The organism is Stenotrophomonas sp. 2201_Sma (genome assembly GCF_056486685.1).
The window spans coordinates 1,602,646-1,621,761 of the sequence record NZ_CM151329.1; the positions used below are offsets into that span (position 1 = coordinate 1,602,646).

Genomic DNA, 19,116 nt, shown 5'->3' on the forward strand with positions numbered 1-19,116 from the left:
CGAGCCCGAACCTGGGCTCGGCTCTACAACCACCGCGCGCGCTTGAACAACCGGTACAGGCCCACGCAGACACCGCCCACGCCGACGATCATCAGCGGGTACGCCCATGGCTGGCTCAACTCCGGCATGTGACTGAAGTTCATGCCGTACCAGCTGGTGATCAGTGTCGGCGCCGCCAGCAGGGCCGCCCACGCACCCAGCCGCTTTACGGTTTCGCCCTGCGCCAGCGTCACCAGCGAGAGGTTCACGCTCAGTGCGGTACCCAGCATCTCGCGCAAGGTATCGATCACGTCGCTGATGCGCACCGCATGGTCATGCACGTCGCGGACGTAGAGCTTCACTTCGTCCGGAATCAATTCGCCCTGGTAGCGGCGCAGCTGCGCCAGCACGTCCTGCAAGGGGGCCACGGCCATCCGCATCTTGTTCAACTCGCGCTTGAGCTCGTACAGGCGCACCACGGTGCTGCGCTTGTAGCTCTCGGCGAAGATGTCCTTCTCCAGCAGCTCCAGCGTGTCGCGGAAGCGGTTGGTGATCGGCAGGTAGTTGTCGACCACGAAGTCGGTGACGGCATACAGGCAATACGACGGACCCATCTTCAGCAGCTGCGGCTCGCGTTCCACCCGGGCACGTACTGGTGCATACGACAGCGAAGCACCGTGGCGCACGGTCACCAGGAAACGCGGCCCGAGGAAGGCGTGGGTTTCACCGTACTGGATGCGCTCATCGACCATCTGCGCGGTGGTCATCACCACGAACAGCGAGTTGCCGTAGGCTTCCACCTTCGGCCGCTGGTGCGCATTCCGCGCGTCCTCGATCGCCAGGTCGTGCAGGCAGAACTCCTCCTGCAGCTTCAGCAGCACGTCTTCATTGGGGTCGAACAGGCCGACCCAGACGAAGCCGTTGCCGCTGGCGATGACGTCGCTGATGGCGTCCAGGCTGATGTCATGGCGGACGCCCTGCTCATCGTAGTGGACGCAGTTGATGACGCAGGCGGGATTGGCCGAAGCAGGTGCGGCAGCGGAGGCGGGCAGTGACATGCCCGCCATCGTGCGTCAGTGCCGCGTATCCGACAAGTGACGATCGCGCCGCAGCACCCAGGCCAGGGCAGCATGGATCGGCAGCAGCAGCACGATCCATTGCACGTTGTACTGTGCCTGCAGGCTCAGCCAGTGCAGGACCAGCGCGGCCAGGGCCTGCAGTGCCACCAGCCACAGCACGACCGTGAACATGCGGCCCGGCGGGCGACGGCGCAGCAGCCGGACCGCGCCCGGCAGCAGCAGCACGCACAACGGCGAAAGCAGCAGCAGGTTGCGGTTGGCCCAGGCGGCGTAATGGGTGCTGAAGCCCCAGAGGAACACCAGCAGGCCACCTGCGACGGCACACAGCAGCCACAACGGCAGTCCCAGTCCGGCCAGCAGGCGCGGCCGGTTGCGCAACGCCAGCACGCCGGCAGCGATGGCCAGGCCGCACAGCAGCCACGGCCACCAGCGGCGCGGGAATTCCTTGGGCTCCGGATCGATGCGGTGCGGCAGCAGTTCCTGCTCGGACTGCACCAGCGGACGACCGTCGCTGTTGCGCGCCTGGCGCAGGGCATCGGCCAGGCGCATCGGCACGAACGCTTCCTGCCAGCGTGACAGCGGCTGATCGGCGAACGGGCCCAGGCCCACGTCGAAGCCCAGCCACATCCACGGCGCGGGCGAGGCCAGGCGGACCGATTCGCTGCGGTAGGTATTGCCGCGCGAGCGTCCGGACAGCTGCGCATGCAGTCCACCACCCAGCGCCTTGTCCAGCGTGTCGCGCACCATCGTCGCGCAGTTGGCGGTGTAGTAGTCGTAGTGGTAGCGCGCGTTCTCCGGCCTGGCCCGCTCGGCCAGGTCGGCGGCCAGTGCGCGCGCCTGGTCCGGGCGCAGATCCAGCCACTGCACGCTCGCTCCGCGGCCGGTCTCGTCGTAGTACGACAGGTCCTGCTGAAGGGGCAGCGCCACCAGGTAATACATCATGTCGCCACGCACGAAACGACCGATGAAATCATCCTCGGACGGATCGAAGTAGCCGAAATTGTACGACGTTGCCTCACCACTGGCCGGATCGAGCACCACGATGGCGTCATGGCCGAAACGCTCGAAGAACACCGTGCCGGGCTGCATCGTCACCACGCCGATGCGCGGCGGCGCGGGCCCGGCGACCGCAGCCGTGGCCTGCGCGAAGGCGATGGCAGGCACGGCCGTGGCCAGCATGCACAGTGCCAGCCACAGGGTGAGGATCAGCCCGCGCCGCTTCAAGCGTCGTCCTGCGCGTCCGGTGGCAGCACCGTCACGTGGAAGGCCTGTACCCGGCGCGCATCGGCACGCGCGACGCGGAACATGAAGCGGTCCAGCGCCAGTTCGTCTCCGATCTCCGGAAGGTGACCGACCGCTTCCGTGACCAGGCCGCCGATGGTGTCGTAGTCCTCGTCGGAGAACGCGGCACCGAAGCGCTCGTTGAAATCCCCGATCGGGGTCAGGGCATCGACCACGTACTGGCCGTCGGCCTGGATCGCGATCTGTGCCGACGGATCCTCGGCTTCGTCGTGCTCGTCATCGATGTCGCCGACGATCTGTTCCAGCACGTCCTCGATGGTGACCAGGCCGGCGACGCCGCCGTACTCGTCGACCACGATGGCCATGTGGTTGCGCGACAGGCGGAACTCCTTCAGCAGCACGTTGAGCTTCTTCGCTTCAGGAATCAGCACCGCCGGGCGCAGCAGTTCGCGTACGTTGGCCGGGCCGTGGTCGGCAACCACGCCGCGCAGCAGGTCCTTGGCCAGCAGGATGCCGAGGATGTCGTCCTTGTTCTCGCCATGCACCGGGAAGCGCGAATGGCCGGATTCGACCACCTGCTTCATCAGTTCCAGGAAGGGCGCTTCGACCGGCAGCGAGACCATCTGCGAACGCGAGATCATCACGTCGCCCACGGTCAGCTCGGCCACCGAAATGGCGCCTTCCATCATCTTCAGGGTATCGGCGGCGATCAGACCTTCTTCCTGCGCGGTGTGCAGGACAGCGACCAGCTCGTCGCGGGTATGGGGTTCGCCGGAGAACGCGGACGTCAGGCGTTCCAGCCAGCCGCGCTTCTTTTCACTGTGCTCCTGCAGGGAGCTACTACTGTCGTCTTCAGACATCTCTGGAAAAAGGGCACCCGGCATGCCGGGCGTTGGCGCCAGTCTAGCAGGATGTAGCGGCCTGTCAGCGCCCCCCGCTGCCGGGGCCGGTGATCGGGGGCGGCGCCAGTTCAGGCCGGGACGCCGGTGCTTCGGGCAGGTCCAGGCTGTAGGTGCAGCCGGCCAGCGTCCGGCCCGGGTGGGAGGCCACCGTTGAGACACTGAGGATGATCGACTCGATCTGCGCCTCGCCGGTGGTCGGGTCGGTCACGTCACGGCTGACCAGTTCGCGCCCCGCCATGAACTTGCCGTCCTGGTCGTATCCGGTCTCCAGCCCGAGCCGCCTGGCCAGTGGCCGGGGGTCGGCCTCATCGAGGATGGCCATGATGCTGGCACCGGCCATCGCGACCCGGTCCGTGCGGGTGCCGAACACCGTGATGGGCTGCGCCAGCCGGTACTCGCTCAGGAACCGGTTGCCCTGCGGCAGGGGTTGCAGGCCGCTGGCGACCGCTTTCAGCGGGTCGGCCAGCAGCGGTGCCAGCGCGGCATGGGCGGCCACGTCCTGGCGGCATTCGATCAGTGCCGGCAGGTCCAGCGGAGCGGCGGACGCAGAGGTGGCAAGCAGCAGGGGCAGGAACACAGCGGCACTCCGTGGTGGCGCCGAGCCTGGGCTCGGCTGCCTTCCGGTCAGGGGGGCGGGCTCAGCGCTCGCCGGCGTAAGGGTCGGCGATGCCGAGCTCGGCCAGGATCTCGCGTTCCAGCTGCTCCATCGCCTCGGCTTCCTTGTCGTCTTCGTGGTCCCAGCCGAGCAGGTGCAGCACGCCGTGCACGGTGAGGTGCGCATAGTGGGCGTTGAGCGCCTTGCCCTGCTCGCCGGCCTCGCGCTCGACCACCGGGGCACAGATCACCAGGTCGCCCAGCAGCGGGAACTTCACGCCCTTGGGCAGGCCTTCGGGCACTTCGGCCGGGAAGCTGAGCACGTTGGTGGCGTAGTCCTTGCCGCGGTAGTGGCGGTTCAGCGACTGCCCCTCCTTGGCATCGACCACGCGGATCGCCAGGTCGGCTTCGCGGATCCGGCCCTTCAGGGCCGCGGCAACCCACCTGCGGAAGCTCACCGCAGCCGGCAGTCCGGCGCGGGGCAGGGCGTAACTGACGGCGACGTCCAGCCGTACGGGACCACGGGTCATGATGTCGCTCCGGGTTGGATCTGATGCAGGTCGCGGCGGTCGTAGGCACTGACGATGCGGGCCACCAGCGGATGGCGGACGACGTCGCGCGATTCGAAGAAGGTGAAGCTCACGCCCTCGACATCGCGCAGCACGTCGATGGCATCGCGCAGGCCCGATTTCAGGTGCTTGGGCAGGTCGGTCTGGGTCAGGTCGCCGGTGACCACGGCGGTGGAGCCGAAGCCCAGCCGGGTCAGGAACATCTTCATCTGCTCGATGGTGGTGTTCTGCGCCTCGTCCAGGATCACGAACGCGTCGTTGAGCGTGCGGCCACGCATGTACGCCAGCGGTGCGATCTCGATGACGTTCTTCTCCAGCAGCTTGACCACCTTCTCCACGCCCATCATTTCGTACAGGGCGTCGTACAGCGGCCGCAGGTAGGGGTCGACCTTCTGGGTCAGGTCGCCGGGCAGGAAGCCGAGCTTCTCGCCGGCCTCGACCGCAGGCCGCACCAGGATCAGGCGCTGCACGCGCGACTCGTTCAGCGCTTCCACCGCGCTGGCCACAGCCAGGAAGGTCTTGCCGGTACCGGCCGGGCCGATGCCGAAGTTGATGTCATGGGTGGCGATCTGGTGCAGGTAGCGGCCCTGGTTGGCGCCGCGACCGCGCACGGTGCCACGCTTGACCCGGATCGCCACGTCCTGTGCTTCGTACGAGCGTTCGGCGATCTGCTCCACGTTGGCCTGGGCCAGGCGCAGGTGGATGGCGTGGTTGTCGAAGGTGGTCTCGCCGGCTTCGGCGTACAGGGCCTCGATCAGCTTCTGCGCTTCCACGCTGGCTTCCTTCGGTCCACTGATACGGAACACGAAGCCGCGATTGGCGATCTCCACGCCGAGTTTCAGTTCGATCTGTCGCAAATGGCCGTCGAACGGGCCGCACAGGTTGGCCAGGCGCGCGTTGTCTTCCGGCGACAGGGTGAAGTCTCGATGCTCGATGTTCTTCATTGCTGGAGGTGGGGCGGAAGCCTTCCACCACAGTGTCTTCAAGGGGAAACAAGGGTAGCGCGCGGGGGCGCACACGGCCAGTACGGGGGCTGCGACGCGGTTTTCCACACGGGGTGTGGATCGGGCCTCCGGGAACCTGTGGATAGACGTTCGCAATGCTTGTGCCACAAGCTTCCTGCGCCGGTGGTGAAAAAAGCGTCACGGCCGGGTGGGGAACGGAAACCGGAAGCAGCGGTGGCCACGGGAAGGTTCACAGGCATTGAGCGTCGGGGCGGAGCGCCCGGCCAGGGAGAGGTCATGGATGTTTCACATACGGCAGCTGCGCACGCGCCGCTGGCGGGGCTCGGGTCGAACGGGCAACTGCATCGGCTGCAGGCTGAGGGCCTGCCCCCCTTGCTCGTTGAACAGTGGTGGGGCCACGAAAGCCTGGTCAACGGTTTCGATTACTGGGTAGATGCCGTGCACCCGGATGCAGGCCTGGCGTGCGCTGACTGGCCGGGACTGAGCGCCGCGCTGGTCACCTGCCTCGATGATGGCCAGGACCACCATCGCTGCGGCTACATCGCCGCCGCTCACCTCCTTGGCGCAGACGGCGGTCTGGCGCGCTACCGGCTGCATCTCGTGCCATGGACGTGGTTCCTGCGGCATGCGCGGCGCAGCCGAGTCCATCAGCAGCGGACCGTGCGGGACATCGTCGAGGACGTGTTCGGCATGCACAGCGGCCTGGCCCGCTGGCGCTGGAGCGACGATGCCCTGGCCGCTCTGGCCGCCGCACCCGTGCGCGACTGCTGCATCCAGTATCGGGAGCCGGACCTTGAGTTCGTGCAGCGGCTGTTGGCCGATGAAGGCATTGCGGGCACGTTCGAGAGCGACAGCAGCGGCCGATTGACGCTCGTGCTGTTCGCCGACAGCAGCGTGCAACCTGAGAATCCACAATCGGCCCGAGACGGCGGTATCCGTTTCCACCGTGACGACGCCACCGAGCGCGCAGATGCCCTGCAGCAACTGGGCAGGTGGCGTCGGCTGGGCAGCAGCCGGCTCTCGCTTGTCACCGACGATGGCCCGGCGGCCACCGTCCGACATGTGCAGATGCCACTGCAGGACGCCGGGCGCAGCCCGCGCGAGGTCTATGAGCCGGTGGGCACACACGCCCTGGCTGGTGCCGATGAGGGGTATCGTCGCGCGCGGCGAGCAGCTGAAGCGCACGAGGCCGGCAGTGCAGGCTGGCTGGCGGCAGGCAGCGTACGCAGCCTGCAGGTCGGTCGCTTCATCCGCGTTCTGGCCGCGGGCGCTGGTTCGACGCCGAGCCTGCTGCCGACCGAACTGCTGCATTACGGGTGCAATCCGCCGCCGATCACGCAGGGGGCGGAGCAACCACGCGCTGCGGCACCGGCCCGCTGGCTTGAGGCCGGTTCAGCCATGCCCGGCGTGGCGCTGGAGACAAACGCGCCCCTGGGTTATGCCAATCGCTTCCGCGCCGTCGATCGGAATCGACCGTGGCGGCCCGTGCTGGCCGATGGCACCGGCGAACGCATCCACCCGCGGCCGCTCGCGCCAGGCCATCAGACCGCTACGGTGATCGCTGGCGATGGCCGTGATGATGCCGCTCTGTACGCCGATCACCTGGGCCGGGTACGGGTGCGTCTGCATCTTCAGGACGCCACAGATGCCGGTACGACCTGTTGGCTGCGGGTCGCGCAGCGCTACGCTGGGCCGGGCGTCGGTGCACAGTTCCTGCCGCGTGTCGGTCAGGAGGTGGTGATCGGCTTTCTGGACGGGAACATTGACCAACCCTTGGTGCTGGGCGCGCTGTACAACGGTCGTGGCGAGGCGGGCGTTGCGCGTACCCCGGCCGGAGCAGCGGCCGCAGACGAAAGCGGCGGCCTGTTCGGGCATGCCACCGACTCCCGTCCGAGCGCACAGGGCAATGCGGCCGGCGGTCATGCGCCTGTCTGGCACGCGATGGCACCGGGGCAGGACCAGCACCGGCATGCCGGGGCGGTATGGGGCATCCAGTCACGGGAATGGTCCGGAACGGGTTACAACCGGCTGGCCTTCGATGATTCCGACGCACAGCTGCGCGTGCAGCTGGCCAGCAGCCACGCCAGCAGCGAGCTGAATCTTGGTCATCTGCTGCACATGGCTGACAACCATCGTGGTTCGCTGCGCGGAGAAGGCGCGGAACTGCGCACTGACGCGTGGGGCGCGCTGCGTGCCGAACGGGGCGTCTGGTTGACCGCGCGTGGCCACGCTGCGCTGTCACCCGCAGGCGAGGTGGCTGCGGCCGGCGCGCTGCTGCAGCAGGCCGCCCTCCTGGCCGCGTCCAGCCATGGCGTGGCCACGATGCACGGCACGGCTGGCTTGGACAGCCACGCAGTACGGGAGGACAGCACCGGCCTGGCAGGTCTGCAACGGGTTGCGCGGGCCAGTGTGACCGGACTTTCCTATGCGCAGGCCAGCGCCGATGAGGAGGGCCACCCCGCGCCCGGCGATGTTCCGCATACCGGCCAGCCAACGCTGGGCCTGCATGGGCAGGCCGGTCTGATGATGGTGGCCGGGCAGGCACTGCACTGGGGCGGTGCCCGGAATGTGGCACTGTCCAGTGGCGGGCACACCGATGCCAACGTGGCCGGCGGTGCGCGCCTGCACGCGGCGCAGGCGGTGGGCATGCTGGCGGCCAGTGGCCGCAGCTTTGCCGGTGATGCGGCATTGACCATCGTCGCTGGGCAGGAGGTACTGGACATCCGGGCCCAGTCCGAAACGATCCACCTGCAGGCGCGCAGCACCGTGCGTGCAGCGAGCGGGCAAGGGGCTGTGGAGCTTGCCGCACCGCGCACCCTGCACATCGCCACCGCCGGTGGCGCCAGCATTACGCTGGAAGATGGCAACCTGGTGCTGGTCTGCCCCGGCACGGTGACCGTGCAGGCCGGGCAGCGCACCTTCGTCGGCCCGGCGCAGCTGACCCGTCCCCTGCCGGACATGCCGTCCAGCGCGCTGGACGGGCAGGTTCCGAAGCTTGCTTTCAGGCTGCAGGACATCCCGGGCCCACAGGGTGTGCCGCTGGGCGGGCAGCCCTGGAGGATCGTGCGCACGCACCGCGCCCTGGACGATGAGCAGCGTGACAGCGCCCTGCTGCCGGAACGCTGGGCTGAGACCCTGGCCGAAGGTGAGGCCGACGCACAGGGCGATGTCAGCCTGGACGATGCGCTGTGCGCGAGGATCTGGAGTGACGCAGGCCGCCATCCCGGCTGCCTGTTCCTGGTACACGGAATCGACGTGATCCCGCTGCAGCGGCCCCGGCCATACAGCGGCTCCCCGGGGGTGCGGGCAACCCTGGATACGCTGGAGGCGATCAACTATGGCAAGAGTCTGGCCGACCTGCCCGACGATGCCGCACTGCATGCCTACCGGCAGCGCGCCGAGTACGAGTTCCAGTCCCACATCGACGCCAGCCCGGCGCGGCGCAAGGAGATCTGATCATGGCAGACGCCAACGCATGGGGCAGGGTCGAGCGCGCCTCTCTCATCTGCAGGGATGGCCAGAAAGGCACGACCAGCGGCGACTACTACGCACCACCGGACCGTCAGTTCGCGCCGGTGCGGCATGGGAACCGCGTCGACGCGTTCACCGACGGGCGCTCGGCCATGAAGGCGATGGCCGATGCCATCCGCGGCGCACAGAAGTTCATCTTCATCGCCGACTGGCAGATGAACTTCGATACCGAGATGGACGCGCGCGGTGACGCGCACTCCGCGCGGCTGAGCGAGCTGCTGTTCGACGCGATCAACCAGCGCGGCGTGGATGTGCGGGTACTGCTCTACGACAGCGTGGAGGCGGCCGCCTACACCCACGAGAACGAGGTGCGCACGGCGCTGTACAAGATGCAGGATGACAAGACGCCCGGGCAGGTGCAGGTGGGCCTGCACAACCCGGCGACCGGCCGCACCGATGCCTTCAACATCGCCTTCTCGCACCACCAGAAGATCCTGGTGGTGGACGGAAACATCGGCTTCATCGGCGGCCTGGACGTCGCCCATGGCCGTTGGGACGACGGCAACTTCGACGTGGTCTGCGACCCGACGTTGCACGTGATCAATGACCATTACAACAACTGCCTGAGCAAGTATCGGAGCATGACGGATGACGAGACGAAGCTCACGCTGGACAAGCCCGATACCAGCCCGGATGCGGCAGGCCGCGTCCGTCCCGGCTTCGCACAGGCGTATATGCCCGGCATGGCCATCGCACTGGACCAGATGAAGGCGCAGTGGGATGCCGGTGCCGCATTGGCCGAACTGCAGGACTATGCAGACAAGCTGGGCGTACCCGACGCGCTTGAGCGCGAGGGCATCCGCAAGCTCGCCGAGATGGTCATTCCGGGAATGGAACAAGCTGTCTGGGTACAGCGTTCGGTCGCCAAGACCTTCCTGGCCATTCAAGGGTGGTTGGCCGAGGTCGAAAAGGAATACGCCGACGTCATCGCCGCTTCCAACCGAACCGCTGACGAGGCGGTCAAGCTGAACGTCGGCGAGGCTGCTGCCGCCGCAGGTCGCGCACTGGAAGGCTTTAGGAAAACCCAGGCGAAGAAGTTCGGCGAGTGGGTCGACGAGCGCAAGGCCACGATCAAGGCCGCCATTCTGGGCCCGATCATGACCGCCACCACCGTCGTGGGGTACATGCGTGATCCTGACTCGCTGGTCACGGACGCCATAACCAAATATGACGAGATCGAGAGCAAGTTCAACAAGGCCAAACAGGCATGGGAATCGCTGGTGCAGTGGATCAATACACCAGTTGATCGCACCCAGCGACTGCTCGACAGTGGCCGCCAGCCTCGCATGCCCTGGCAGGACGTGCACGCGCAGATCGCGGGCCCGGCCGTATTCGATATCTGCAGCAACTTCATGCATCGCTGGAATGCCATGGTCTGGCAGAACCAGCGCGGTGACCGGACCGTCGGCTCGCTGCTGCGCAAGGGGCTGAACACGGGTCTTCGCAAGACCAATGAATGGCTCGACACAGCGCTGCCCGAGCAGACCACCCTGGCGCGTGGCATGGAACTGACGCCATTGAGCGATCAGTGGCTGCAGTCCATGGGGGGCATGCAGGCGGTGTTTGGTGATCTGACGGTGCCGGGCACGGCGGGCAAGGTCAGCGTGCAGATCGTGCGTTCCTCGGGCACCGCCCTGCATGCGCTGGAGAAGAAGGGGTGCAGGGAACTCGGCCTGAACCTGGACGACGCCAGCTGCCTGCAGCCGTACTGGGAGCGTGAACAGCCGATGCACTCCATTCTCGATGCGATGGTCAACTGCATCGCATCGGCCAGTGCCTACATCTATCTGGAGACGCAGTTCCTCATTTCCGACTGCGGCTGGTCCGACGCGGATCCGGGCAGCGTGGTGGAAACCGCAGTGAAGGGCGGGGAGCGGCGGCATGCGACGGATGCCGAGAAGGCGAAGCTTGGTCACGTGGGGCGCGGCGTGGGGATGAGCGGCCCGGTAGGCAGGGCCGACATCGTGCAGGATGTGATGAAGCGCAGGCAGGGAGTGAAGTCGGCGGCCAGCAACCCGCTGGTGGCCGCCCTGGCCGCGCGCATCCGCCGTGCGATCCTGGCCCGGCAGGGCTTCCATGTGTACATCACCCTGCCGGTGCACCCGGAGGGCAGCCTGCGGCGGACGGTGCCGTGGTGAAGCAGCAGTACTGGGTGCAGCAGACCCTGCTGCGTGGTGACGACAGCCTGATCCGGCGCATCTGCCGATCATTGATCGCACGTGACAAGGACATCCGCGAGGCCAGCGTGGAGGAGGCCGACCTCCAGGCCGAGGTCAAGGCCGGGCGCTGGAAGGAATACCTGTCGGTGATGAATCTGCGCAGCTACGGCGTGCTGGCCGAAACGCGCAGAAGCGATCATCTGCCGCCGCACACGATCGGCTCCGAGCACGGCCCCTCCCTGTATGTGGTGACCGAGCAGTGCTATGTGCATTCCAAACTGCTGATCGTTGATGACGCGGTGGCGATCATCGGCAGCGCGAACTGCAATGACCGCAGCCTGCTGGGGACGGGCGATACCGAGATCGCTGCGGTGATCGTTGATGGCGAGGCGAAGCGGATGGACCTGGGCAACGGCGTGCAGGTAATAACCCGAACGTTTGCGCGGGAGCTGCGGTTGAAGTTGTGGAAGAAGTTTCTGGGGCAGGAGATTCAAGAGCTGCCGGAGAAAAAGAAGCAGTCATACTCTGCAGCGGAAGCGGCGCGGACGTATCTGCCTTGGTTCAACAAGAACGTGCCAACCTTGACGGTGGACAGGCCAGCAAGTGCCGAGACGTGGAGAAGCATCAGAAATCTTGCCGATTCAAATTCCGCCGCATATGAACGTGTATTCACCAATGTCCCCCGTGACTCGTTCCCTCGCTACGACTCCGTGCTTCATGGATTCCCCGCCGAAGGTCTGAGTGACAAAGGGCACGTCAAACGCATCCTGTACGCGCAGCCGGCGGACCTGCAACCAGACTTCATGCTGGAGCCAAGCGTTGTAAGCAACTACGTGACCGGTGCGGTAGGTCGGCACGATGTGCGTAAGGCGACGGACTTCCTTCGAGACACGGCATCAGGGGACTACGGTGTTCAGGGGTTCTGGGTGACGATGCCACTTCTATGGGGGAGCAGCATGGACGACCCTGCTGCCATGATGCCGAACGAGATTATCGCTGCCGTGCCTTTCGACAGGAGTCGGTCAATTGAATCTGGTCACTCGAATGGGGGTATTCCAGGGAAATCCGGAGAAAAGGCATGAATGAGCATAATCTGTTGAGATGGTTGATGGCGTTGGGTGTCTTTTCTGCTGCGCACACTGCGTTGGCAGACTGCAGTTCACCAATCGGGAAGTCGCACACTTCTCAGGGGGGTAGCTTGGTGATCAAGTTCAGACCAAGCCCCAAGGGGGTGCTGAGCGCAAGTCTTAGTCGTGCGAACGAAGTTGCGCCTTATGTGCGGATCAATCTCTATCCTAAACTGGCTGAGCTGCACAATGAGCCATTCGATTCGAATGGTGGTGCGGTCTACTACTTGGAAAAGGACGTGCAAGGGCAGCGACTATGCCGCGTTGAAGAGTGGAAAAGGCGGGAATCCAAGTCGATTGGTGAAGCACCTCCTGAGCGCCTGCATCCTGCGGTGAGGCCCGTGTATCCGTATTTCGAGCTGCACAAGACGTATGAGCTCGATTATGATTCGGTCGGTCAATTGACGTCGATTCATACAACTGACGCGAAAGGGCATAGGGCGACAACGTTCTGTGCGCTCTATGATGGTGATGGCCGCATAGAAGTAGCGAATGAGAGCTCTGGGTCGATTGTCTCGGATAAGCCGGGATTCCAGTGTTCACAGCTTCGCGATGAGGCGGTAAGGAAAGTTACGAGATACTTTTCCTATCGGCCTGATGGTTTCTTGGCTTCAGATATGACCAAGAGGGCTACGCGCAAGCTCGGAGAGGATGAAGGGCAAGAAGACCTTGGCTTCGGAACCGAGGCGACGGATGGTGCTTGGTACGCACAAGGAGATTTGTTCTTCAGTGGTGCAAACTTCCTGCACCGCGTTGGTGCTTCGTTTCAGATGAGTGATAAGCAAGGCATTACTGGTATCCAGAGCAGGTCCTTTTCCATCGTTCCGTCCGACGCAACGCCCAGCTTTGAGCAACGCAGTCGAGATGGAGGTGGGAAGCTCAACTACACTTTCCCCGGCGAGCGTGTGCCACCAGAAATCGCCAAGGGGCTGTTCGAGGGAATCACCGACTACACCCGCGTCCGGGAATATCGCCATCGCTCGCATCAACGGATCTTTGAGGTATTCGGGCCCGGTGCCAAACAGCCCCACGAACGCCAGTGGCGCACGCTGGATCTGAATCGCCAGGAAAACTACGACGCAAACGGCAGGCTCACGCGGGTGATCCTGTTCGGCCCGGTTCCCGATAGTGGTGGCTACACCGAGAACCTGCGCGCATACGTAGAGAAGGGTGTGTTGAAGCTCACGCCGCTGACCAGCGGCTACAGCTCCTACCGCGTCTACGACTATGACGCAGCAGGCAACGAGACGCTCTCGTTCGTGTGCTGGCGCCATGAAGTCTCGGCCAACAAGCCGTATGCCCATTTCCCCTGGTGGGAGCCCGATCCCCGTCCCAAGCGCAGTCGTGAAGCCGAACTGCAGTACGGCAGGACGCAGGTGGGCACACGCTGCGGGACGCCGGACAGCAGGATGATCATAGAGGGCATGGGACCGGTGAAGAAGCTGATGGAGACCCGGTACGGATTCGGGACGACGAAGCTGGGATTCCTGAGCGAGTAGCCCAGTGCTTGTCTCTGAGGCTTGGGGCAGATCCGCTCTGCCCGAGCGGACCACACTGGCGGGTGGCCTGGAGCTGACGCCGTTGAGCGAGCAGGGGCTGCATTCCATGAGTGGCATGAGCGGCCCGGTAGGCCGGGCCGACATCGTGCAGGATGTGATGAAGCGCAGGCAGGGAGTGAAGTCGGCGGCCAGCAACCCGCTGGTGGCCGCCCTGGCCGCGCGCATCCGCCGTGCGATCCTGGCCCGGCAGGGCTTCCATGTGTACATCACCCTGCCGGTGCACCCGGAGGGCAGCCCGGCGGACGGTGCCGTGGTGAAGCAGCAGTACTGGGTGCAGCAGACCCTGCTGCGTGGTGACGACAGCCTGATCCGGCGCATCTGCCGATCATTGATCGCACGTGACAAGGACATCCGCGAGGCCAGCGTGGAGGAGGCCGACCTGCAGGCCGAGGTCAAGGCCGAGCGCTGGAAGGAATACCTGTCGGTGATGAATCTGCGCAGCTACGGCGTGCTGGCCGAAACGCGCAGAAAAGATCATCTGCCGCCGCACACGATCGGCTCCGAGCATGGCCCCTCCCTGTATGTGGTGACCGAGCAGTGCTATGTGCATTCCAAACTGCTGATCGTTGATGACGCGGTGGCGATCATCGGCAGCGCGAACTGCAATGACCGCAGCCTGCTGGGGACGGGCGATACCGAGATCGCTGCGGTGATCGTTGATGGCGAGGCGAAGCGGATGGACCTGGGCAACGGCGTGCAGGTAATAACCCGAACGTTTGCGCGGGAGCTGCGGTTGAAGTTGTGGAGGAAGTTTCTGGGGCAGGAGATTCAAAAGCTGCCGGAAAAGGAGAATCAGCACTTCGCGTTCTCCGAGTTGACCAAGGGCTACTACCCGTGGTTCAACAAGAACGTGCCAACTTTGACGGTGGACAGGCCAGCAAGTGCCGAGACGTGGAGAAGCATCAGAAATCTTGCCGATTCAAATTCCGCCGCTTATGAACGTGTATTCACCAATGTCCCCCGTGACTCGTTCCCTCGCTACGACTCCGTGCTTCATGGATTCCCCGCCGAAGGTCTGAGTGACAAAGGGCACGTCAAACGCATCCTGTACGCGCAGCCGGCGGACCTGCAACCAGAGTTCATGCTGGAGCCAAGCGTTGTAAGCAACTACGTGACCGGTGCCGTGGGTCGGCACGATGCAGAAAGGGCGACAAAGACGCTGAGAGGTAATGAAGAGCGCAAGGGCATTCAGGGTTTCTGGGTCACCATGCCGCTGCTCTGGGGCAACGGCATGGATGACCCTGCTGCCGCGATGCCGAACGAGATCATTGCAGTCGCGCCTGTTCAGAGGGATAGGTCAACTGAGCTGGCTTACTCCAGTCGGCAGGTCCCCGGGGAACAAGGAGAGCAGGTATGAGTGGGTATCAAGTGTTGAGGGGATTCTTCGTTCTAGGTGGCCTGTGTGCCGTACAAACTGCGCTTGCCTATTGTGATTCGTCAAAAGAGAAGAATGCGCCGATTTACGGCAATGAAGTAGTGCTCAAGTTCTCGCCGAGAGAGGTTGGTGGAGGGTCTGCAGTGGCCGCCAGTCTTGATCGTGCGAACGCGGCTGCCCCCTTTGTGCGAATTGATATTAGCCCCCAAGTCAGTGACCTGCACAATAAGCCATTCAACTCGAGTGGTGGTTCGGTCTACTACTTGGAAAGAGGCGTTCAAGGGCAACGGATATGTCGCGCCGAGCAATGGAAGAGGCGAGAGTCCCAATTGATCGACGCACAGGCTCCTGAAAGCCTGCACCCTGCAGTCAGGCATGTGTATCCATATTTCGAGCTTTACAAGACGCAGGAGCTAGACTATGACGGGTCAGGTCAATTGACGTCGATTCATGCAACTGACGCGAAAGGGCATAGGGAGACTACGTTCTGTGCGCTCTATGATGATGATGGCCGCATAGAGGTGGCCAATCAGAGTTCCGGGATGAGTGTTTCGGATGTTCCTGACTTCACGTGCTCGCAGTTACGTGAAAAGGCTTCGAGGAGAATGACCTGGTACTTTACCTATGGGCGGGATGGGTCGCTGACTTCCGACGTCATCAAGGAAGCCACGCGTAAGCCAGGTGAGGATCCCAATCGCGAGGACACCGGCTTTGGAACCGAGGCAGCCGATGGTGCATGGACTGTGAGTGGCTTCGTCAATGTCGACGATGCTGAATTGAAGCGGGTCGTGGGTATTCGCTTCCATGGCAGTGAAAAGCGTGGGCTTCGTGGCGTTGAAAGTGCTTCCTTCTCCATAGCGCCATCGGACGCCACGGCTGTCTTCGCACAACGCAGCAAAGAGCACACCAATAAGCTGAAATACAGGTTCCCCGGCGAACCTGTGCCAACAGAAATCGCCAAGGGGTTGTTCGAGGGCATCACCGACTACACCCGCGTCCGGGAGTATTACCATCGTTCGCATCAACGGATCTTCGAGGTATTCGGACCTGGTGCCAAGCAGCCCCACGAACGCCAGTGGCGCACGCTGGATCTGAATCGCCAGGAAAACTACGACGCAAACGGCAGGCTCACGCGGGTGATCCTGTTCGGCCCGGTTCCCGATAGTGGTGGCTACACCGAGAACCTGCGCGCATACGTAGAGAAGGGTGTGTTGAAGCTTACGCCGCTGACCAGCGGCTACACCTCCTACCGCGTCTACGACTATGACGCAGCAGGCAACGAGACGCTCTCGTTCGTGTGCTGGCGCCATGAGGTCTCGGCCAACAAGCCGTATGCCCATTTCCCCTGGTGGGAGCCCGATCCCCGTCCCAAACGCAGTCGTGAAGCCGAACTGCAGTACGGCAGGACGCAGCTGGCAGCCCGCTGTGGCACGCCTGATGGCAAGGTAATCGTAGAGGGTATGGGGCCGGCGAAGAAGCTGATGGAGACCCGGTACGGATTCGGGACGACGAAGCTGGGATTCCTGAGCGAGTAGCCCGGTGCGTGCTTCTGAGGCTCAGAGCAGACCTGCTAAGCGAAGGTTGCGGCCAGCAACGAGGCCCGGCGGGCTCGCCCCTGAGACCCACCGCTTTTCCACAATCACTGTGGAACGACGCGCAATCAACCTGTGGATAGGTGACGCAGAGCCTTCTGCACAGAGGGTCTGCGTGGCGTGGTGAGAAAATCACCACGCCTGCTGCGTGGGGGGCAAGCCGTACATGGCTTTCCCCACTCCGGCGATCAGCCTTCCGTCACCACCCGCCCGCGCAGCGAATTGGTCAATGCCTCGGTGATCACCACATCCACGAACTGACCGATCAGGCGTGCCGGCGCCGGGAAGTTCACCGAGCGCATGTTCTCGGTCTTGCCGGTCAGCTCGTTCGGGTTCTTCCGCGACGGACCTTCCACCAGCACCGTCTGCACGGTGCCGACCATCTTTGCGGAAATGCCGGCGGCGTGCGCGTTGATGCGCTCCTGCAGGCGCGACAGCCGCGCATGCTTCTCGGCATCGCTGAGCGTGTCTTCCAGGTCGGCGGCCGGAGTGCCCGGACGACGCGAATAGATGAAGGAGAAACTGTGGTCGAAGCCGATGTCCTCGATCAGCTTCATGGTCTTCTCGAAGTCCGCCTCGGTCTCGCCGGGGAAGCCGACGATGAAGTCCGAACTGATCGAGATGTCCGGGCGCACCGCGCGCAGCTTGCGGATCTTCGACTTGAACTCCAGCGCGGTGTAGCCGCGCTTCATCGCCGACAGGACGCGGTCGCTGCCGGCCTGCACCGGCAGATGCAGGAAGTTGGCCAGCTGCGGCACATCGCGGAACGCGTCCACCAGCGAGTCGCTGAACTCCAGCGGGTGCGAGGTGGTGAAGCGGATGCGGCCGACGCCATCGATCTCGGCGATGGTGCGGATCAACAGGCCCAGATCGGCGAATTCGCCATCGCCATACGGGCCACGGTAGGCGTTGACGTTCTGGCCGAGCAGGTTGATCTCGCGTACGCCCTGCGCGGCCAGCTGTGCCACTTCCACCACCACGTCCTCGAATGGACGGCTGACTTCGGTGCCGCGGGTGTAGGGCACCACGCAGAACGAGCAGTACTTCGAGCAGCCTTCCATGATCGACACGAACGCCGACGCGCCTTCAGCGCGCGGCTCCGGCAGGCGGTCGAACTTCTCGATTTCCGGGAAGCTGATGTCCACCTGCGGTCGCTTCTGCTCGCGACGCGCACGGATCAGCTCCGGCAACCGGTGCAGGGTCTGCGGGCCGAACACCAGGTCCACGAACGGCGCGCGCTTGATGATGGCCTCGCCCTCCTGCGAAGCGACGCAGCCACCGACGCCGATGATGACCTCGCGGCCCTGATTCTTCAGCCCCTTCCAGACGCCGAGCTGGCTGAACACCTTCTCCTGCGCCTTCTCGCGGATGGAGCAGGTGTTGACCAGGATGACGTCGGCATCCTCCGGGGTGTCGGTCAGCACCAGGCCGTCGCTGGCGGCGAGCACGTCGGCCATCTTGGCCGAGTCGTACTCGTTCATCTGGCAACCGTGGGTCTTGATGTACAGCTTGCCCTTGATCTGCTCCGGCGTGCGCGGAGCAGAGGGCAGGGCAACGAGCGGGGTGCCGCCCGGCGTGGCGGGCGGAAAGACGTCTGGCGTCCCGGTCATGGCGCTTAATCCATTCGGGTGGCGGGAAAGCGGGCAATTCTACCCGCATCCTGCGCCTCCCGCCGCCTGCCGCGCTGAGCACTAAGCGCTCGCGGGGCATGGCCCCGCGCTACCGCATCCCGCCGCGCCTGGCGGACGGCCTTACGCCGCGACTAGCTCCGCGTCGATCTGCCGCGACCGGTCGAAGGCCGTCAATGCGCCCATCCGGGCGATGTAGTCCGCCGTGGCGGGGGCGGGCTGCACCAGCCCGAAGTCGGTGGTCCATTTCAGGGCATTGCCCCACAGCACGTCGGCGGCGCTCATTTCCTCACCCAGCAGGTAAGGCCCCTGCGCCAGCTGCGCCTCGATCACCTGCAGGACGGTTTCCGCGTCGTTGTAGGGCGACATCGACTGCGGAGGCGGGTCGCGGCGCATCGCGCGATCGATCATCGCCGGCTCGAAACAGGCGCCGTAGAAGGCCATCCAGCGCAGGTAGGGGCCGCGCAGCGGCGAGCCGATCGGCGGCGCCAGGCCGGCTTCGGGGTAGAGATCGGCCAGGTACAGGTAGATCGCCACCTGCTCGGTCACCAGCGCGCCCTCATGGATGATCGCCGGCACTTTGCCCATCGGGTTGATGGCCAGGTAGGCCGGGGCCAGGTTGGCGCCGGCTTTCAGGTCCAGCACATGCAGGCGGTAGTCGGCACCCAGGGCTTCAAGCAGGGCCACGGCGCCGCTCGAGCGTGAACGGGCAGCGTGATAGAGGGTGATCTGGCGGGACGTCATGGCAGTGCTCCTTGCAGCAGAGGGGTGAACTGGGGCCCATGCTGGGGCACTATTGCGGACGACTTCTGTCC

General features: G+C 64.6%; 14 protein-coding genes. 6 read left to right on the forward strand and 8 right to left on the reverse strand.

Annotated elements, in window-relative coordinates; translation table 11 throughout:
• Window positions 1–23 precede the first annotated feature (23 nt).
• From ACZLIF_RS07520 to ACZLIF_RS07545, 6 genes are all read right to left on the reverse strand, one after another.
• A complete protein-coding gene (locus tag ACZLIF_RS07520) occupies window positions 24–1,046 on the reverse strand; it encodes a magnesium and cobalt transport protein CorA (RefSeq protein ID WP_053516581.1) in 1,023 nt (340 codons plus the stop codon).
• A 6-nt stretch (window positions 1,047–1,052) separates the two neighbouring features.
• Window positions 1,053–2,282 (reverse strand): lipoprotein N-acyltransferase Lnb domain-containing protein, encoded by a 1,230-nt coding sequence (locus ACZLIF_RS07525; protein WP_128987871.1) that lies wholly within the window; start codon window positions 2,280–2,282, stop codon window positions 1,053–1,055.
• The gene (locus tag ACZLIF_RS07530; RefSeq protein ID WP_128987872.1) at window positions 2,279–3,160 is read right to left on the reverse strand and encodes an HlyC/CorC family transporter; all 882 of its coding nucleotides are present in this window, start codon (window positions 3,158–3,160) and stop codon (window positions 2,279–2,281) included. Before ACZLIF_RS07530 ends, ACZLIF_RS07525 begins: the two co-directional genes overlap by 4 nt.
• A gap of 64 nt (window positions 3,161–3,224) precedes the next feature.
• Window positions 3,225–3,779: a hypothetical protein gene (locus ACZLIF_RS07535; RefSeq protein ID WP_053516584.1), complete on the reverse strand. Its 555-nt coding sequence runs from the start codon at window positions 3,777–3,779 to the stop codon at window positions 3,225–3,227.
• Window positions 3,780–3,840: 61 nt separating this feature from the next.
• Window positions 3,841–4,326, reverse strand: coding sequence for an rRNA maturation RNase YbeY (gene ybeY, locus ACZLIF_RS07540; protein ID WP_053516586.1), 486 nt, complete (start codon window positions 4,324–4,326; stop codon window positions 3,841–3,843).
• Entirely contained in the window at window positions 4,323–5,309 is a 987-nt protein-coding gene (locus tag ACZLIF_RS07545) for a PhoH family protein (protein ID WP_053516587.1), read from the reverse strand. The genes ybeY and ACZLIF_RS07545 overlap by 4 nt, the downstream gene beginning before the upstream one ends.
• Window positions 5,310–5,606: 297 nt before the next feature.
• Between ACZLIF_RS07545 and ACZLIF_RS07550 the strand changes: the two genes are divergently transcribed.
• The 6 genes from ACZLIF_RS07550 (at window position 5,607) to ACZLIF_RS07575 (ending at window position 16,616) form a co-directional block, all read left to right on the forward strand.
• A complete protein-coding gene (locus tag ACZLIF_RS07550; RefSeq protein ID WP_128987873.1) occupies window positions 5,607–8,786 on the forward strand; it encodes a type VI secretion system Vgr family protein in 3,180 nt (1,059 codons plus the stop codon).
• A gap of 2 nt (window positions 8,787–8,788) precedes the next feature.
• Window positions 8,789–10,999, forward strand: a complete 2,211-nt coding sequence (locus ACZLIF_RS07555) for a phospholipase D-like domain-containing protein (protein WP_478462488.1) — start codon at window positions 8,789–8,791, stop codon at window positions 10,997–10,999.
• Entirely contained in the window at window positions 10,996–12,102 is a 1,107-nt protein-coding gene (locus ACZLIF_RS07560) for a phospholipase D-like domain-containing protein (protein ID WP_478462489.1), read from the forward strand. Before ACZLIF_RS07555 ends, ACZLIF_RS07560 begins: the two co-directional genes overlap by 4 nt.
• On the forward strand, window positions 12,099–13,646 hold the full coding sequence (locus ACZLIF_RS07565; RefSeq protein WP_128990847.1) for a hypothetical protein: 1,548 nt from the start codon (window positions 12,099–12,101) through the stop codon (window positions 13,644–13,646). Before ACZLIF_RS07560 ends, ACZLIF_RS07565 begins: the two co-directional genes overlap by 4 nt.
• Window positions 13,647–13,728: 82 nt before the next feature.
• Entirely contained in the window at window positions 13,729–15,063 is a 1,335-nt protein-coding gene (locus ACZLIF_RS07570) for a phospholipase D-like domain-containing protein (RefSeq protein WP_478462490.1), read from the forward strand.
• Complete coding sequence (locus tag ACZLIF_RS07575) at window positions 15,060–16,616, forward strand: hypothetical protein (RefSeq protein WP_128989551.1); 1,557 nt, start codon at window positions 15,060–15,062, stop codon at window positions 16,614–16,616. The genes ACZLIF_RS07570 and ACZLIF_RS07575 overlap by 4 nt, the downstream gene beginning before the upstream one ends.
• A gap of 245 nt (window positions 16,617–16,861) precedes the next feature.
• Here the strand turns inward: ACZLIF_RS07575 and miaB are convergent, their stop codons facing one another.
• Both miaB and ACZLIF_RS07585 read right to left on the reverse strand, forming a co-directional pair.
• Window positions 16,862–18,283, reverse strand: a complete 1,422-nt coding sequence (miaB, locus tag ACZLIF_RS07580; protein ID WP_065176220.1) for a tRNA (N6-isopentenyl adenosine(37)-C2)-methylthiotransferase MiaB — start codon at window positions 18,281–18,283, stop codon at window positions 16,862–16,864.
• Between the two features lie 141 nt (window positions 18,284–18,424).
• On the reverse strand, window positions 18,425–19,045 hold the full coding sequence (locus tag ACZLIF_RS07585; protein WP_128989553.1) for a glutathione S-transferase family protein: 621 nt from the start codon (window positions 19,043–19,045) through the stop codon (window positions 18,425–18,427).
• Window positions 19,046–19,116 lie beyond the last annotated feature (71 nt).

Bases quoted from the DNA above. Each gene is read 5' to 3' on its own strand.
- ACZLIF_RS07520 (WP_053516581.1), bottom strand. From the start codon at position 1,046: ATGGCGGGCATGTCACTGCCCGCCTCCGCTGCCGCACCTGCTTCGGCC.
- ACZLIF_RS07530 (WP_128987872.1), bottom strand. From the start codon at position 3,160: ATGTCTGAAGACGACAGTAGTAGCTCCCTGCAGGAGCACAGTGAAAAG.
- ybeY (WP_053516586.1), bottom strand. From the start codon at position 4,326: ATGACCCGTGGTCCCGTACGGCTGGACGTCGCCGTCAGTTACGCCCTG.
- ACZLIF_RS07545 (WP_053516587.1), bottom strand. From the start codon at position 5,309: ATGAAGAACATCGAGCATCGAGACTTCACCCTGTCGCCGGAAGACAAC.
- ACZLIF_RS07550 (WP_128987873.1), top strand. From the start codon at position 5,607: ATGGATGTTTCACATACGGCAGCTGCGCACGCGCCGCTGGCGGGGCTC.
- ACZLIF_RS07555 (WP_478462488.1), top strand. From the start codon at position 8,789: ATGGCAGACGCCAACGCATGGGGCAGGGTCGAGCGCGCCTCTCTCATC.
- ACZLIF_RS07565 (WP_128990847.1), top strand. From the start codon at position 12,099: ATGAATGAGCATAATCTGTTGAGATGGTTGATGGCGTTGGGTGTCTTT.
- ACZLIF_RS07575 (WP_128989551.1), top strand. From the start codon at position 15,060: ATGAGTGGGTATCAAGTGTTGAGGGGATTCTTCGTTCTAGGTGGCCTG.
- miaB (WP_065176220.1), bottom strand. From the start codon at position 18,283: ATGACCGGGACGCCAGACGTCTTTCCGCCCGCCACGCCGGGCGGCACC.
- ACZLIF_RS07585 (WP_128989553.1), bottom strand. From the start codon at position 19,045: ATGACGTCCCGCCAGATCACCCTCTATCACGCTGCCCGTTCACGCTCG.